Consider the following 17,180-nt stretch of genomic DNA (forward strand, 5'->3'; position numbering starts at 1 on the left):
ATTTAGGAGTAGCCTCTTATTCGAGAACAGCACAGAACTGTCCATGAACGAGCAACGTGTACAGCCATCCCCCGACAGCCCCGAGGGACTCGCCGACCCGACCGACGAGCGGTCCAACTGCGGCGTCGGCGTCGTCATGGACCTGGACGACGGAACCAGTCACGCCGTCGTCGCTGACGGCCTCGAACTACTCGAAAACCTTGAACACCGCGGCACCACTGGCGCGGAAGAACGCACAGGCGACGGTGCCGGCGTCCTCTTACAGACCCCACACGAGTTCTTCGACGACGTTCTCGACGGGTCAGTGCCGGACACCTACGCCGTCGGTTCGATGTTCTTTCCCGCGGACGGGAACGCGGCGGCGCTGACCGGCGTCGTCGAGGAGACGCTCGCGACGTACGGACTCGACGTCTTCGACTGGCGGGAGGTCCCGACGAACAACGCCGGCCTCGGCGCGACGGCAGTCGACTCCGAACCGGACGTCCGCCAGTGTTTCGTCCGTGCGCCGACTCTCACGACTGACGAGTTCGACCGCGCGCTGTACGTCGCGCGACGCGCCCTTGAGAACCGGATCGAGGACGAGCGGCCACCGGGATCCGACCGCTTCTACGTCTGCTCGCTCGACCGGAAGACGCTCGTCTACAAGGGGTTGCTGAAAGGCGACCAGGTCGCCGATTACTACCCCGACCTCACCGACGAGCGCGTGAAGTCGACGTTCGCGATGGTCCACGCCCGGTTCTCGACGAACACGCTCGGCGCGTGGCATCTCGCACACCCGTACCGCAACGTCATCCACAACGGCGAGTTCAACACCATCCAGGGCAACATCAACTGGATGCGCGCACGTGAGACGGACCTCGCGAGCGAGACGCTGGGCGAGGAGATAGAGACGGTCAAACCCGTCATCAACGACCCCGAGCAGTCAGACACCGCCTCCGTCGACAACGCTCTCGAACTCCTGATGGAGGACGGCCGTGACCTCCCACACGCCCTTCGGATGCTCATCCCCGAGGCGTGGCGGGGAGACGACGCCATGGACGAGAGCCGCCGCGACTGGTACGACTACCACGCGTCGCTCGTCGAACCGTGGGACGGCCCCGCTCTCGTCGCGGCGACCGACGGCGACCGCATCGGCGCGGTGCTCGACAGGAACGGCCTGCGACCCTGCCGGTACGACGTGACGACCGACAACACGCTGGTCATGGCCAGCGAGGCCGGCGCGCTCGAACACGACCCCGCGGAGATAGCGGAGCGCGGCCGCCTCCAACCCGGCCAACTGTTCCTGGCAGACCCCGAGGAGGGCCGAGTCGTTCCCGACGAGGAAGTGTTCGACGACCTCACCGACGAGACGTACGGCGAGTGGGTCGATGCCGAGCAGGTCCAACTCGACACCGTCGCCGACACCGAGGACTACGAGCCCCGGACCAGCGCCGAGGACCTCCGCGCTCACCAGGCGACCTACGGCTACAGCCACGACGAACTGGAGAACCTCATCGAACCGATGATGAAACAGGGGAAAGACCCCGTCGGGTCGATGGGCGACGACACGCCGCTGTCGGTGCTGTCGGACTACAACCGACCGCTGTTTACGTACTTCAAACAGCTGTTCGCGCAGGTGACGAACCCGCCGCTCGACTACATCCGTGAGGAACTCGTCACGAGCCTGGAGTCGCGGCTGGGCTTCCAGCGCAATCTGCTCGACGAGACGCAGGAACACGCCCGGCAACTGGTCGCCGATTCGCCGGTCCTCACGGACGCAGAGATGGCCACCGTCCGAAACGTCTCCGCGAACGGGATCACCTCGGCGACGGTCGACATCACCTACGACCCGGACACCGACCTGCGAACCGCCGTCGAGGACGTGCGCGACGACGCCCGCAAGGCAATCGAAGACGGCCACGATGTTGTCGTGCTCTCGGACCGCGCGACCGGGCCAGACCGCGTCCCGATCCCGAGCCTGCTGGCGATGGGCGCGGTCCACCACCACCTCGTCCGGAACGGCCTGCGCAACCACGCCGGGATCGTCGTCGAGTCCGCCGACCCGCGTGCGGTTCATCACCTCGCGGCGCTCGTCGGCTACGGAGCTGACGCCGTCAACCCGTACCTCGCGTACGAGACCATTTCGGACCTCGTCGCAGGCGAGGACGGGGCCGATGTCGAGGACGCCGTCCGAGCGTACGTCGGCGCGCTGGAGGACGGCCTCCTGAAGACGATGGCGAAGATGGGCATCTCCACGGTCGAGAGCTACCAGGGCGCACAGATCTTCGAGGCGGTCGGTCTCGACGACGACTTCGTCGCCGAGTACTTCGAGGGCACGGAGTCCCGCACCGGCGGCATCGGCATCGAGGAGATCGAGGAGGACCTCGAAGCACGCCACGAATCGGCGTTCGACGGCGCGGACATCGACCGCTACGGCGAGTACGAACACCGGTCCGACGGCATCCACCACCAGTGGAACCCCGAAACCGTCGGCACGTTACAGCGGGCCGTCCGACAGGGCGACTACGACACCTACCGGGAGTTCGCCGAGCAGATCAACGACCAGGGCGAGACCCTGCAGACGCTGCGCGGACTGCTGGAGTTCGACACCGGCGGGCGCGAACCGATCCCCATCGAGGCGGTCGAACCAGTCGCCGACATCGTCGAACGCTTCTCGACCGCCGCGATGAGTCTCGGTAGTCTCTCGCCGGAGGCTCACGAGAACAACTCGATCGCGATGAACCGCCTCGGCGGCAAGTCGAACACCGGCGAGGGCGGCGAACCCCCCGAGCGGTTCGGTACCGAGAAGGAGTGCAACGTCAAGCAGGTGGCGTCGGGCCGCTTCGGCGTCACGTCGTCGTACCTCACGAACGCTGACGAACTGCAGATCAAGATGGCTCAGGGGTCAAAGCCCGGCGAAGGCGGCCACCTGCCCGGGATGAAGGTCAACGAGATGATCGCCCACGTCCGGCACGCGACGCCGGGGGTCGGTCTCATCTCGCCGCCGCCGCTGCACGACATCTACTCCATCGAGGACCTGAAACAGCTGATCCACGACCTGAAAGCCGCCAACTCCGCGGCGGATATCAACGTCAAACTCGTCTCGGAGGCGGGCATCGGCACCATCGCGGCCGGCGTCGCAAAGGCAAACGCCGACGTGGTCCACATCTCGGGTCACTCCGGCGGGACGGGCGCGAGCCCGCGCACCTCCATCAAGAACGCCGGCCTGCCGTGGGAACTCGGCCTCGCGGAGGCGAACCAGATGCTCGTCGAGACGGACCTGCGCGACCGTATCCGCGTCTCCGTCGACGGCGGCATGAAAACTGGCCGCGACGTGGCGGTCGGAGCGCTGCTCGGGGCCGAGGAGTACGTCTTCGGCACCGCTTCGCTGGTCACCAGCGGTTGCGTGATGGCCCGACAGTGTCACAAGAACACCTGCCCGGTCGGCGTCGCCACCCAGCGCGAGGAACTCCGCGAGCGGTTCCCGGGCGAGCCCGAACACGTCATCAACTACATGACGTTCATCGCGCAGGAACTCCGCGATATCATGGCAGAACTCGGCTTCGAGACGGTTGATGAGATGGTCGGCCGCGTCGACGCCCTCTCCCAGCGCGACGACATCGACCACCCCAAGGCCCGCAACGTAGACCTCTCCGGAGTACTCGCCGAGCCTGACGGCGACCAGCGCCGGAAGGTCCGCGAACAGACCCACGAGATAGACGAGCAACTCGACCACGACCTGATCGAGGCGGCCGAGACCGCACTGGAGAACCAGGAACCGGTCGAGATCGTCACCGACGTGTCGAACGCGGACCGCGCGGTCGGCGCGATGCTCTCGAACGAGATATCGACTCGGTACGGCGTCGCCGGTCTGCCGGAAGACACCGTCGACGTCGACCTCCGCGGGACCGCCGGACAGAGCTTCGGCGCGTTCCTCCAGTCCGGCGTGTCGATGCACCTGACCGGCGCGGCCAACGATTACGTCGGCAAAGGTCTCTCCGGCGGGACGCTCTCGGTGACGACGCCCGATAACGCGAACTACGAGGCCGACGAGAACGTCTGCATCGGCAACGTCGCGCTCTACGGTGCAACGGAGGGCGAGGCGTACGTCAACGGCGTCGCCGGCGAGCGCTTCGCCGTCCGCAACTCCGGCGTCACGGCCGTCGTCGAGGGCGTCGGCGACCACGGCTGCGAGTACATGACCGGCGGTGCCGTCGCCGTGTTAGGCGACACCGGAAAGAACTTCGCGGCCGGCATGTCCGGCGGCGTCGCGTACGTCCTGGACGGCGTTGCGCCGGAGGGGCAAGGAGAGGGAGACGGTGAAACCGTCGACGGCGACTTCGAGTCGAAGGTAAACACCGGCATGGTGAGCCTCGCCGACACGCTAGAGGAGAAAGACCGCCGCATGCTGAAGCGCCTCGTCGAGAACCACGTCGCCTACACCGACAGCGAGAGGGGCGCGGAACTACTCCAGAACTGGGAGGAGTCGCTCTCCCGGTTCGTGAAGGTGATGCCCGACGCGTACCACCGCGTCATCACTGAAGAGGGCGCAGACGACATCCGCGAGTCACCGCCCGAACCCGCGACGGTCGGTACGACGGCGGGGTCGTCCGGCTTCGCGGCGTCGACCGACGACTGAGAGTAGGCGGTCGCAGTCGTCTTTTGTCGTCGGCGACGGGCCGATTCGTCACCGGTCAGTTCCGACTGTCACGCTCCGCTCGCGCCGACGACAGTAGCGCCCCGTGGTCGGGCGCAGCGAGCAGGTGCGCGTCGCAGTCGCAGTCCGAGGCCCCCACGCCAGACACCTGCTCGCCGGGGAGCGCGCCGGCGAGGTGACACTCCAGGTCGGCGTCGGGAAAGGTAACTGCCTCAGCGAGCGACGCTTCGGGGTGACCGAGAAGGTAGTCGATATGCCAGTGACTGGCGTCGCGCTCGCCGGCCGCGAGTTCGCGGTGGCGCTCTACTCGGGAGAACCCGCCGGGGCCGAATGCGCTGCCTACGTAGGCGTAGGTTCCGGCGTCGAACTCGCGGTCGCCGAGCGCGCCGACCTCGATGGTCGCCGGTTCGTCGAGGGCCACGACGAGGACGTACGTTCCGGGCACGGGCGAGGCTGGGGGCCGCCGGGAGTTCATACTGTCGGCTGTACTCCCTTGGAGAATCTCGGAACCCAGGGGGCCGATTATCTTCACCCAGTTACAGCCGACAGTATCAACCGACCGATTCGTCACCGTTTTGCCCGCCGTCGTCCCATCCGGACGTATGGACCACCTGTTCGTCATCGGCGGCACGCGTTTCATCGGCCGCCACGTCGTCGACGAGTTCCGCGAACACGACTACGAGGTCACCGTCTTCAACCGGGGCAACCACGAGAACCCGTTTGCGGATTCGGACGGCGTGTCTCATATCGAGGGCGACCGGACGGACGACGGCGACCTGGCGGCGGCCGCCCGCGAAGTCGACCCGGATGTCGTCGTCGACTGCGTCGCGTACAAGCCGAGAGAGGTGCGGACGGCGACGCGGATATTCGACGACGTCGATGCCTACGTGTTCGTCTCCAGCGGGTCCGCCTACGGTCGCGAGGACCTGCCGAAGCGCGAGGGGGAAACGCCGCTTTGTGAATGCACCGACGAACAGGCGAGAGACGATTCGGACTCCTCGTACGGCCCGCGGAAGGCCGAGGGGGACCGGGCCGTGTTCGCGGCGGCCGACAACGGCGTGAACGCCATGAGCGTCCGCCCCTGCATCGTCTACGGCCCGCACGACTACACCGAGCGTCTGGACTACTGGATAGACCGCGCGAACGAGTACGACCGCGTCGTCGTGCCGGGCGACGGAACGAACGTCTGGCACCGCGCCTACGTCGAGGACGTGGCGAGCGCGATCCGCGTCGTCGCTGAGTTGGGCGATGCGGGCGAGGCGTACAACGTCGGCGACCGCCGTATGGTCACGCTGGAGGAGATGGTGGACCTGATCGCCGCGGCCCTCGGGACCGATGTCGAAGTTGTCCACGCCGGCGCGCGGGAACTCGCGACGGCGGATCTGGCGCTCGACGACTTCATCCTGTACCGGGAGTACCCGCACATCCTCGATACGAACAAACTGGCCGACCTCGGGTGGGAGTCGACGCCGCTCGACGAGGCGATGGCCCGTAGCGTCGAGGACCACCTGGAGAGCGACCGCGACGGGCGCGAACACGGCCCCAGCCGCGAGGCCGAAGAGCGCATTCTCGGCGTTCTGGACACGCTGTAATCCGGGAGTTTCTGTAACTGCTTCCCGGTGTTCGCCGTCCCTGCGTCGGCGAAATACAGAACTGAATTACAACAGTCCCCATGAGGCGTCGTTCGTCGGAGTAGCGACGACGAAAACCCCTTTATCCCCCGCCGAGAGGGACACAGGTATGTTCGACAAGTCGACGTGGATCCGCCTGCCCCGCAACGTCGTTGTGGGCCACGGCGCTCTCGACCAGACGGTCGACGCGGTCGACGAGCTCCACCTGACGGGGACGCCGCTCATCGTCAGCAGCCCAACACCCTGGACGATCGCCGGCGAGGAGATCGCCGAGTCGTTCGCAGCGCGGGGCAACGACCCCGAGACGGTGATCGTCGAAGAGGCGAGTTTCGAGGCGATACAGAGAGTCATCGACAAGGCCCGCGATGTCGATCCCGGCTTTCTCATCGGGGTCGGCGGCGGCAAACCGATCGACATCGCGAAGATGGCGAGCGAAGATATCGGACGCGGGTTCGTCTCCGTCCCGACCGCGGCGAGCCACGACGGCATCGTGAGCGGCCGCGGTTCCGTCCCCGAAGGCGACACCCGTCACAGCGTCGCCGCGGAACCGCCGCTCGCGGTCATCGCGGACACGGGGATACTCGCCGACGCACCGTGGGAACTTACCACCGCTGGCTGTGCCGACATCATCAGCAACTACACCGCAGTGATGGACTGGCGGTTAGCCAACCGCCTGAAAAACGTCCGGTTCTCCGAGTACTCCGCCGCGCTGGCGGAGATGACCGCCGAGATGCTGGTCGACAACGCCGACACCGTCCGTCCCGGTCTGGAGGAGTCCGCCTGGGCCGTCGTGAAAGCGCTGGTCTCCAGCGGCGTCGCAATGTCCATCGCCGGGTCGTCGCGGCCCGCCAGCGGCGCGGAACACCTCTTCTCGCACCAGTTAGACCGCATCGCGCCCAACGAGGCGCTACACGGGCATCAGGTCGGCGTCGGGTCGATCGTGACCGCGTATCTCCATGGAGGTGAGCGCGGCATCTGGCGGGACATCCGCGACGCGCTGGCGAGCATCGACGCACCGACGACAGCCGGCGAACTCGGCATCGACGACGCGACGGTGATAGAGGCGCTGACAACCGCCCACGAGATACGCGACCGGTACACGATCCTCGGCGACGGCGTGAACGAGCGGGCCGCCCGCGAAGCGGCGAGGAAAACGGGCGTCATCTGAGACGGGATCGGACGGGGCTGGTATTCAAATACACTTCACAATATTTGTTGCATATAGCGTGGAAGTTTCTGTACTGGGTCGGGTGTTAAACCGATTCAGCTCAGTTCGGCACGGTTGAACTGCCAGGCACCGAGGGCAAGCGGAACGACGACCCACGCCGCGAGGATGATGACCATGAACCATCCCTCGATGTAAAATGGCGGGTCCGTGACGACGGCCCCGGCCTGAGCGTTGAACCGCTCCGGCATGATCAGTTTCAGGATGCCGTTGAGGTACGCGCCCGTCGGACTGATACTGAAGATCAACTCGGTGACGCTGTCCGAGACCTCCAGACCGAACTCGTCGGACAGGAACCCGATCATCTGAACGGGTCCGACCGGGAGGAAGTTCCAGACGAGGTTGAACACGAAGAAGAAGCCGATGGCGCTGCCCATCGCTCGGGACCGACTCGACGACGCGGCGGAGATGGCGACGGCGACCGAAACGTATGCCAGCGCGTAAAGCACCGTCACGGCGGCGAACAGCGCGTATTCGTCGTACTCGAACGTCATGTCGGGAACGAGTACCGCTGCCGCGGCTACGCCGACGGCGAACGACAACAGGAGACCGGCGGCCACGACGGCCGAACGGGAGAGGAGTTTGCCGAGGACGACGTCAGTCCGCGAGTTCGGCAGTCCGAGCAGCCACTTGATGCTCCCCGACTCGCGCTCGCCGGCGATAGAGAGATACGCCGCCACCAGAGCGGTGAGGGGGACGAGCAGCGCTCCGCCGATGCCGACGAGCCCCCAGAGCACCTGATAGAAGTCGGGCTCCGGACCCTGGGTTTGTCCCCAGAAGAACAGGAGCATAAACAGCGTGTACAGCACGGCAGGAGCCCAGACGAGTTTCGCGCGCCGGACGTCCTTGAAGTCCTTCCGGACGACGTTCGCGATGCTCATGCGACCACCGCCGCGTCGGACAATGTTTCGTCCGTGACCGCGTCACTCTCGCGTTCGGAGCGTTCGTCGAGACGGTTCGTCATCTGAACGGATTTGATTGCTGTCATGGGTGCATGAAACGGATGTGGAGGTGTCGAGTTAGCCGAGTTCGGCACGCTGGAACCGCCAGGTACCCAGCGCGAGCGGGACGACCAGCCACGCGACGAGGATGACGACCATGAACCACGCTTCAAGGTAGAAGGGCGAACTGCTGGACATCCCGCCGGCGAACCGCGGCCCATCGAGGAACCGCAGCGACCCGAAATACGCGCCTGTCGGACTCAACGCCCAGATGAGATCGAGCGTGTTCTGGGAAACGTCCGTTCCGAGTTTGTCCGCCAGGAACTGAACCATGTTTCTCGGGCTCACCGGGAGGAAGTTCCAGACGAGGTTGAACACGAAGAAGAACCCGATAGCGCCGCCCATCGCACGCGAGCGGCTCGACGATACGGCGGAGATACTCACTGCCACTGCGACGTACGTCAACGCGTACAGCAGCGTCAGGGCGACGAACACGGCGTAGTCGGCGTATTCGAACGTCATGTCCGGGACGAACACCATCGCAGCGAGCACGGCGACGGCGAACGACACCAGCAGCCCCGCCGCGACCACGGCAGACCGTGCGATGAGTTTACCGAGAACCACGTCGGCCCGGGAGTTCGGGAGTCCGAGCAGGAACTTGATGCTCCCCGACTCGCGCTCGCCGGCGATGGAGAGGTACGCCGCCACCAGCGCGATGAGCGGGATGAGCATGACGCCGCCGATACCGGCCAGCCCCTGAATCAGGCTGTAGAAGTTAGGGTTGGCGGGACCGTTGCTCTGCCCCCAGAAAAACAGGAGCATGAACATGGTGTACAGCGCGGCGGGTGCCCAGACGAGTTTCGCGCGCCGGACGTCTTTGAAGTCCTTTCGGACGACGTTCGCGATGCTCATGCTGACACCTCGGCGGGATCGGAGACGCGCTCTTCGGAACTGCCGGCGTCGCCAGTCGTGTACGTGTTGAACAGTTCTTCGAGCGACGTGTCCTCGGAGAGGATGTCGACGACTTCGGCCTGCCGGGCGAGTGTCGTCACGACATCGACTTTCACGGAGGGGTCCTCGCAGACGACAGTCACCGTTCCATCATCGACATCAGCCTGCACGACACCGTCAACGCTGGAGAGGTCGATCCGGTCCGGAATCCCGCCGAGTTCGACGTCGATGGTTGCCTGGCCGTCCGAACTGTCACGCAGGTTCTCGATGGTGTCGACGGTCGCCAGTTGCCCCTCGTTCATGATGCCGACGCGGTCACACACCGCCTCGACCTCGGGGAGGATGTGACTGGAGAAAAACACCGTCGTCCCGCTCGCGGCCTCCTCACGTATGAGGTCGCGCATCTCCTGAATACCGTTCGGGTCCAGCCCGGAGGAGGGCTCGTCGAGGATCAGCAGTTCGGGGTCGCCGACAAGCGCCATACCGAACGAGAGGCGCTGGGCCATCCCCTTCGAGTAGCCGCCGGCTTGACGGGTTGCGTCGTCATGGTCGAGACCGACCTTGTCGAGGATCTCGTCGGGGTCGTCGTCGACACCTTTGGTCCGGATCGCCCACTCGACGTGTTCGCGGCCGGTCAGTCTGTCGTACACGTTCGCGCCTTCCGGGAGGACGCCAACTTTGCGCCGGATCGCACCGGATTCCTTTTGAGTATCGTGGCCGAGCACCGTCGCCGAGCCGTCAGTCGGCCGGATGAAATCGAGCAGCATATTGATCGTCGTCGACTTCCCGGCACCGTTCGGGCCGAGGAAGCCGAATATCTCGCCCTCCTCGATCGTTAGGGTGAGGTCATCGACGGCTAACACGTCCTCTCCGAACCGCTTCGTCAGTGAGTCGGTTTCGATAGCAGTCATAGTTTAGTTGGTACGGGTAACCGAGAGCCAGGGTTCTCTTGTGGTGGCTGTCACTCGTCCAACCAATAGTATTTACGGAATCCACTTAGCTTAATTTATACCGTCAAAACAAGCGTGAGCCGACGCGAGCGAGACGCTTCACTGTCGTGGGCCATCATGATCGAGTCCCACTCCATCGCTACACGTGTTCGTCGAGGAAGTCGGCGATCGCGGAGTAGGCCTCGATTCGGTTTTCCAGTTTCGTGAACCCGTGGCCTTCGTCCTCGAAGATCAGCGTTCGTACCGGGACGCCCTGATCGACTGCCCGGTCCGCGATCTGCTCGGCCTCGCCGACGGGCACGCGCGGGTCGTTCTCGCCGTGGAGGACGAACAGCGGGGCCTCGATGTTCTCGATGTTGTTGATAGGGCTGATCTCGGCCAGGAACTCTCGGTCATCGTCGAGACTGCCGTACTCCGCTTCTCGGAGTTCTCGCCGCCAGTCGCCGGTGTTTTCCAGGAACGTGACGAAGTTAGCGATCCCGACGATATCGACGCCGGCGGCCCAGAGGTCGGGATACTCCGTGAGACAGGCAAGTACCATGAACCCCCCGTAAGAGCCGCCCTTCGCGACGATCCGGTCAGGGTTGACCGCGGGGTGGTCGCGGAGCCACTCGACGCAGGCTTTCACGTCGGCGACCGAGTCCATGCGTTTGTGTACATCGTCGAGGTGAGTGTACTCCCGGCCGTACCCCGAGGAGCCGCGGACGTTCGGTTCGAAGACGGCGTAGCCGCGGTTCAGGAAGTACTGCTTCACGCCGTTGAAGGAGGGCCGGCGCTGACTCGCAGGGCCGCCGTGAATGTCGACAATGACCGGAGTCTCGCCCGCATCAGCGACCTCGGGCAGGGTGAAAAAGCCCGGTACCTCCAGTCTCTCATCAGTCACCGGTCCGCGGTCAGACTGTCGACTCTCGTCGACACCGGAACTCTCCACGCGAACTAGCTCCGACTCGCGGAACGACTCACGGGGGATGCCGGCGGTCGGCGCGTCGGTCCAACGCTCGGCCTCGCCCGTCTCCACGTCCACGACGTACACGTTCGGATTGGTCGCGTCGCCGTTGGCGGTGATCGCGAAGCGTTCGGCGTCCGGTCCGAAGTCGACGCCGCCGCAGACGCCGCCCGGCAGGTCGGGGTCGGGGAACTCGTCGATATCGGTCTCGTTCACCAGTTCGGCGACGGTGAGTTCGGTGTACCCATCGACGTTGCGCGAGTAGGCGAGTCGTCCGGTCTCGTCGTCCAGCGCGACGCCGTCGACGTTCCACTGCCCGCCGTCTTCGACGACATCGATCTCGCGCGTGTCGAGGTCGAGACGGGCGAGGTACAGCGTGTCGCTCCCCTCGTCCGTAACGAGGTAGAGCGCGTCGCCGTCGGGGGCCCACTCCGTACTCCGGTATCTAACGTCGTCCGTCTCCGGGGTGAGATGCGTCAAGTCGCCGGACCCGAGGTCGAGCACGTGGAGGTCGTGGTCGAAACTCGAGTGTGCCTCGTGGACGATCAGACGGTCGTCGTCCGGGCTCCACCCGCCGAGCGAGAGCCAGCCGTCGCCTTCGTGTACGAGCGTTGCGTCGTCTCCCGCTTCGTCGCGCGCCTGCACGTAGACGTCGAAGACGGCCTCGTTCCGTCGGTTCGAGGCGAACGCGAACCGCTCGCCGTCGTGACTCCACCCGCCCCATCGGTGTTTCGACTCGGGGGTTTCGGTCAGCGCGGACACCGTTCCGTCGGCGGCGTCGAGGCGGAAAAACTGCGTGCGCTCGTCGCCTCCCTCGTCCATACCGAAGACGAGTTCGTCGCGTTCCGGCGACCACGAGACGAAGGTGACTCGCTCGTCGTAGAACGTGCGCTGTTCCGGCCACGCGCCCGCTTCGTCGAGCGTCCAGACCTGCGGCACTCCCACGGTATCGAGCAGGAACGCGAGCCGCTCGCCCTCGGGGTCGAACGAAGCACCGTACGCCTTCCTGACGTTGAGATAGCGTTCGATGTCGTAGCTCACGGGAACACTCCGTTCGGCCGGAAGAAAGCAGTTCGGGTCCGACGAGTCGGCAGGGCAGTCGTCGACCGTTAACCGCCGACGGCGATATTCGGTAGCGGTCTTTCACCCACCGACGAGGTAATGAATAGTTTTGCGACTGTTCCTCACCGTTTCAGGTCACGTCGTCATGTACATCCGTCGTTACCAAAGGAAGGCGTACAGATACGGCCGTCAGTCAATGTGTGTTACCTCACCCCATATCCCGCCGTTACTCAGATCGACGCCGACCGATCGTGGAAATAATCTAACCGGAACCGAAGGGACTCAGATCATAACAAAGGGGCCCTGAATTGACGCCAAAAGAGGGAAGAGTACCAATGACAGATGCAAACGAACGGAGACGCGCAGTCGTTCTCGCAGCGCTGGTCGCGCTGAGCGCGATCGCGATCGGAGTCGGTCCGATCGGCGCAGTAGCCAGCGACGGCGACTACAGTGCGGACGCCGGCGTCTCCGGACAGAACAACGTACAGCAACAGGAGGGTGGAACACTCTCCGGAGAAACAAACCTCTCTAATGCCGATGTAACGATACGAGGCGACGGCGCTGACGACAGACTCGGAGCGTCGATCGCTCCCGCCGGCGACGTAGATGGGGACGGTAACGACGACGTCATCGTCGGCGCGCCGTTTAACAACAGCACTGACACCAGAAGCGGGGCGGCGTACCTCTTCACCGGTCCCGTCGAGGACGGCGAGTACGACGCCGCTGACGCCGACCTGACGCTCCGGGGCGAGAGCGCCAGTGACTGGGCCGGATACAGCGTCGCGTCGGGCGACGTCAACGGCGACGGTGATAGTGACCTGATCGTCGGCGCGCCGCTGCACGACGACCCCGACAACGACGCCGGAGCGGTGTACGTCGTCTACGGCGCGGCGGACATGACGGGGACGATGAACCTCTCCGACGCCGACGTGAAACTCACCGGTGCCGAGGCCGGCGACCAGTTCGGCCTCTCGGTCGCCGCGGTCGACCCGAACGACGACGGCACTGACGCCGTCGCGGTCGGTGCGCCGCGTAACGACGGGGCCGGTCAGAACGCCGGTGCCGCATACACCTTCGAGATCGACGGCGACGTGATGCTCTCGGCGACTGACGCCGACGCGACGATGCGCGGCGAGTCGGCCGGCGACCGCGCTGGTCAGGCCGTCGCGAACGGTGGCGACGTGAACGGCGACGGAGCCGCTGACATCCTCGTCGGCGCGCCGTTCAACAACAGCACCGCCTCCAACGCCGGTGCCGCCTACGCCGTGGTCCAGGCCGACGGCGAGTCCTCGCTCGCGGACGCAGCCGTCAAGATGAGCGGCGAGTCGTCCGGCGACCTGGCCGGATGGTCGCTCTCCGACGCCGGCGACGTGAACGGCGACGGAGTCGGCGACGTGGTCGTCGGCGCGCCGTTCAACGACAGCACCGGCGCGTCTGCCGGTGCCGCCTACGTCGTCTACGGCGGCGACCTGCCGAGCGAACTGAACCTCGGCGACGCCGACGTGCGACTCGCCGGCGAGGACGACGGCGACCGCGCCGGATGGTCGGTCTCTTCGGCCGGGTCCGGCGACGTGACCTGCGACGAGTACGACGACGTGCTCGTCGGCGCGCCGTTCAGCGACTCCAACGGCAACGAACACGGGAGCGCTTACCTCGTCTACGGCGGCGAGAACCTCGCGGAGAACCGCAGTCTCGAAACCGCCGAGGCGACGCTCCACGGCGAAGGTGCCGGCGACCGCGCCGGTATCGCCGTCTCGGACGTCAACGACACCAGCGGCGACGGCAACGAGGACATCGCAGTCGGCGCAACGCGCAACGACAGCGACGTCGAAAACAGCGGTGCCGCGTACATCGTGAACGGTCAGTGTCCAGTCGAGGGCGAGGAAGAACCGGAGAAGACGACCGAGGAGCCGACTGACACTGAAACGCCGACCGAGACCACTGAACAGACCACCAAGGACACCACTGAGCGAACAACCGAGGACACCACCGAACAGACTACCGAGGAAACGACTACTGAACGGACGACGACCGAACAAACCACGACGCAGGAAACCACTGAACGGACCACCAAAGAAACGACCACTGAGCAAACGACGACCGAACAAACCACTAAAGAAACGACCACTGAGCAAACGACGACCGAACAAACGACTACGAAGCGAGAAGACGAACCGAAGGGAGCCGATATCACGGTGGAGTGCGTCGACGGGGTCCCGACGATCACCATAGAGAATCCGAACCAGAACACCGGCATTACCGTCACCTTCGTCCAGATAGCTGACTACAATCTGGATCCGGGGGAAAGTAGGACGTTCTCTATCGGGGGCCTGCAAGGGACGCTGACGGTCGAGACGTACGTGAGCGGCCAGAACAGTCCCATCGCATCGGAGACGTTCGACCTCGATTCGCTCGACTGCGGCGATGACGACGAACCGCAGGGAGTCGATATTACCACGCAGTGCGTGGACGGCCAGGGTGAAATCACGGTCACGAACCCGAACGACGAGGAAGTGACAGTTACCGTGTACGACTCCAACGGCGACCCCGTCGCCGGGGCGACGATCCAGCCCGGCGATAGCGAGACCTTCGATAATCTCGACGACGACACCTACGAGGTCGAGACCGTCGACGTCGTCAGTCCGGGTGCCGGCGCTGTTATCGCGACCGAATCCGTGGAGATCGACTGTGATGAAGACGACGGTGAACAGCCTGAACAGCCGGACATCAGCATTACTCCGCAATGCCTCGACGACGGAAGTGCGGAAGCAGAGATAACGCTGAACAACCCGGATGCGGTCGAGTATCCGGTCAACGTCCAGCTGAAAGTTCAGGGCGACGTTGTCGGAGAAGTCACCTTCGAGGAAAGTGACGATACATCCCAGACTGTCGCGTTAGACCTGACCGCTCAGGAACTCGAAGAGGGCCGCGTTGTCAACGTCTTCGCCAACGACGAGCGATTGAGTGATCTCCAGTTCACGATTCAGTGCGACCAACCCGAACCAGAGCCGGAACAGCCGGACATCAGCATCGATTACAGGTGTCTCGACGACGGTAGTGCAGAGGCGGACGTGACGCTGAACAACCCGGACGCGGTCGAGTATCCGGTCAACGTCCAGCTGAAAGTGCAGGGCGAGGTCGTCGGTGAAGTCACCTTCGAGGAAGGTGGCGATACGACCCAGACTACTGACATCGCTCTCAGTAGCGAAGCTCTCGAAGACGGTCGCTTTGTCAACGTCTTCGCAAACGACGAGCGGCTGAGTGATCTCCAGTTCGAGATCCAGTGTGACCAGCCCGAACCAGAGCCTGAACAGCCGGATATCAGCATCACGCCGCAGTGTCTCGACGACGGTAGTGCAGTGGCAGACGTGACGCTGAACAACCCAGGTGCGGTCGAGTATCCGGTTAACGTCCAGCTGAAAGTGCAGGGGAACGTTGTCGGAGAAGTCACCTTCGAGGAGGGTGACGACGCCACCCAGACTGTCGCGTTAGACCTGACCGCTCAGGAACTCGAAGACGGTCGCTTTGTCAACGTCTTCGCAAACGATGAGCGCCTGAGTGATCTTCAGTTCGAGATCCAGTGCGACCAGCCCGAACCAGAGCCTGAACAGCCGGATATCAGCATCACGCCGCAGTGTCTCGACGACGGTAGTGCAGAAGCAGAGATAACGCTGAACAACCCAGGTGCAGTCGAGTATCCGGTTACCGTCCAGCTCAAAGTGCAGGGGAACGTTGTCGGAGAGGTTACCTTCCAAGAAGGAGGCGACACGACCCAAACCGTCGACATAGCGCTCAGTGGCGACGCGCTCGAAGAGGGCCGCGTTGTCAACGTCTTCGCAAACGACGAGCGGCTGAGTGATCTCCAGTTCGAGATCCAGTGCGATCAACCCGAACCAGAGCCTGAACAGCCGGACATCAGCATCACGCCGCAGTGTCTCGACGACGGTAGTGCAGTGGCAGACGTGACGCTGAACAACCCAGGTGCGGTCGAGTATCCGGTTAACGTCCAGCTGAAAGTGCAGGGGAACGTTGTCGGAGAAGTCACCTTCCAAGAAGGTGACCAAACGACCAAGACTGTTGACATAGCACTTAGTGGCGACGCGCTCGAAGACGGTCGCTTTGTCAACGTCTTCGCTAACGGCGAACGTCTGAGTGATCTCCAGTTCGAGATCCAGTGCGAACCGTCGGGAGGACCCAAAGCATGTCCGGCGGATACTGAGGCTAAGTTCGAAGTGATGGAGAGTGGAGTAAGCGAGGAATTCAGTAACGTTAACGTTGACGTGACCGGCAACGCAGACAGCATAGAGGTCACGAATAACGAAGAGTTTGATATCGCGGTGTGGGTCAAAACTGGAATGACTGACGAAGGAAAAGTTCTAGGACCATACGATGTGGCGGCCGGAGAGACTGAAACAATCGATATCGAAAAGGGAATCAGTGCTATCGGAATCGTGTGCCCCGGTAGTGGTAAACCTAAATTCCCACCGTTTACTCTGCCAAACGGCGGTAGTGGCGGCAGTGGCGGTAGTGGCGGTAGTGGCGGCAGTGGCGGTAGTGGCGGCAGTGGCGGCAGTGGCGGTAGTGGCGGTAGTGGCGGCAGTGGCGGTAGTGGCGGCAGTGGCGGTAGTGGCGGCAGTGGCGGTAGCGGCCGTTAATTCACCTCCGCTATTTTCGGGGCGTATATTAGACGACTGCGACAGAGGATTTGCGATCCGTGGGAGAATTTCAGTTCTGGTTTGTAATATGGATCCGTATATGATGGATGTAGTTCTTAGTGAAGGTATTCTTCCATGCATACAAACTAACGGGATTTTTAGTACCCCCGTGCGTGACCCAGT

9 protein-coding genes are annotated in these 17,180 nt (G+C 64.0%); 4 read left to right on the top strand and 5 right to left on the bottom strand.

Features of this window, described 5'->3' with window-relative positions; translation table 11 throughout:
* Nucleotides 1-43: 43 nt before the first annotated feature.
* The gene (gene gltB, locus EYW42_RS01805; RefSeq protein ID WP_135533543.1) at nt 44-4,618 is read left to right on the top strand and encodes a glutamate synthase large subunit; all 4,575 of its coding nucleotides are present in this window, start codon (nt 44-46) and stop codon (nt 4,616-4,618) included.
* A gap of 55 nt (nt 4,619-4,673) precedes the next feature.
* Here gltB and EYW42_RS01810 read toward each other — a convergent pair whose 3' ends face one another.
* Nucleotides 4,674-5,081 carry a GIY-YIG nuclease family protein gene (locus tag EYW42_RS01810; RefSeq protein WP_135533544.1) on the bottom strand — a complete coding sequence of 136 codons (408 nt, stop codon included), beginning with the start codon at nt 5,079-5,081 and terminating at the stop codon, nt 4,674-4,676.
* Between the two features lie 157 nt (nt 5,082-5,238).
* Here EYW42_RS01810 and EYW42_RS01815 point away from each other — a divergent pair, with 157 nt between their 5' ends.
* Together EYW42_RS01815 and EYW42_RS01820 are read left to right on the top strand one after the other, a co-directional pair.
* Nucleotides 5,239-6,228: an NAD-dependent epimerase/dehydratase family protein gene (locus tag EYW42_RS01815; RefSeq protein WP_135533545.1), complete on the top strand. Its 990-nt coding sequence runs from the start codon at nt 5,239-5,241 to the stop codon at nt 6,226-6,228.
* A gap of 148 nt (nt 6,229-6,376) precedes the next feature.
* Nucleotides 6,377-7,435, top strand: coding sequence for an NAD(P)-dependent glycerol-1-phosphate dehydrogenase (locus EYW42_RS01820; RefSeq protein ID WP_135533546.1), 1,059 nt, complete (start codon nt 6,377-6,379; stop codon nt 7,433-7,435).
* Nucleotides 7,436-7,530: 95 nt separating this feature from the next.
* On the opposite strand, the gene EYW42_RS01825 is transcribed toward EYW42_RS01820, so the two are convergent.
* The 4 genes from EYW42_RS01825 to EYW42_RS01840 form a co-directional block, all read right to left on the bottom strand.
* Nucleotides 7,531-8,373, bottom strand: coding sequence for an ABC transporter permease subunit (locus EYW42_RS01825; RefSeq protein WP_135533547.1), 843 nt, complete (start codon nt 8,371-8,373; stop codon nt 7,531-7,533).
* A 138-nt stretch (nt 8,374-8,511) separates the two neighbouring features.
* Entirely contained in the window at nt 8,512-9,345 is an 834-nt protein-coding gene (locus EYW42_RS01830; protein ID WP_135533548.1) for an ABC transporter permease subunit, read from the bottom strand.
* Complete coding sequence (locus tag EYW42_RS01835; RefSeq protein WP_135533549.1) at nt 9,342-10,295, bottom strand: ABC transporter ATP-binding protein; 954 nt, start codon at nt 10,293-10,295, stop codon at nt 9,342-9,344. Before EYW42_RS01835 ends, EYW42_RS01830 begins: the two co-directional genes overlap by 4 nt.
* 178 nt (nt 10,296-10,473) lie before the next feature.
* Nucleotides 10,474-12,321, bottom strand: a complete 1,848-nt coding sequence (locus EYW42_RS01840; RefSeq protein WP_135533550.1) for a S9 family peptidase — start codon at nt 12,319-12,321, stop codon at nt 10,474-10,476.
* A 356-nt stretch (nt 12,322-12,677) separates the two neighbouring features.
* Between EYW42_RS01840 and EYW42_RS01845 the strand changes: the two genes are divergently transcribed.
* Complete coding sequence (locus EYW42_RS01845) at nt 12,678-16,997, top strand: FG-GAP repeat protein (protein ID WP_135533551.1); 4,320 nt, start codon at nt 12,678-12,680, stop codon at nt 16,995-16,997.
* The last annotated feature ends 183 nt before the right edge of the window (nt 16,998-17,180 follow it).

This window comes from Halostella pelagica (assembly GCF_004762015.1).
Taxonomy (GTDB): domain Archaea; phylum Halobacteriota; class Halobacteria; order Halobacteriales; family Natronoarchaeaceae; genus Halostella; species Halostella pelagica.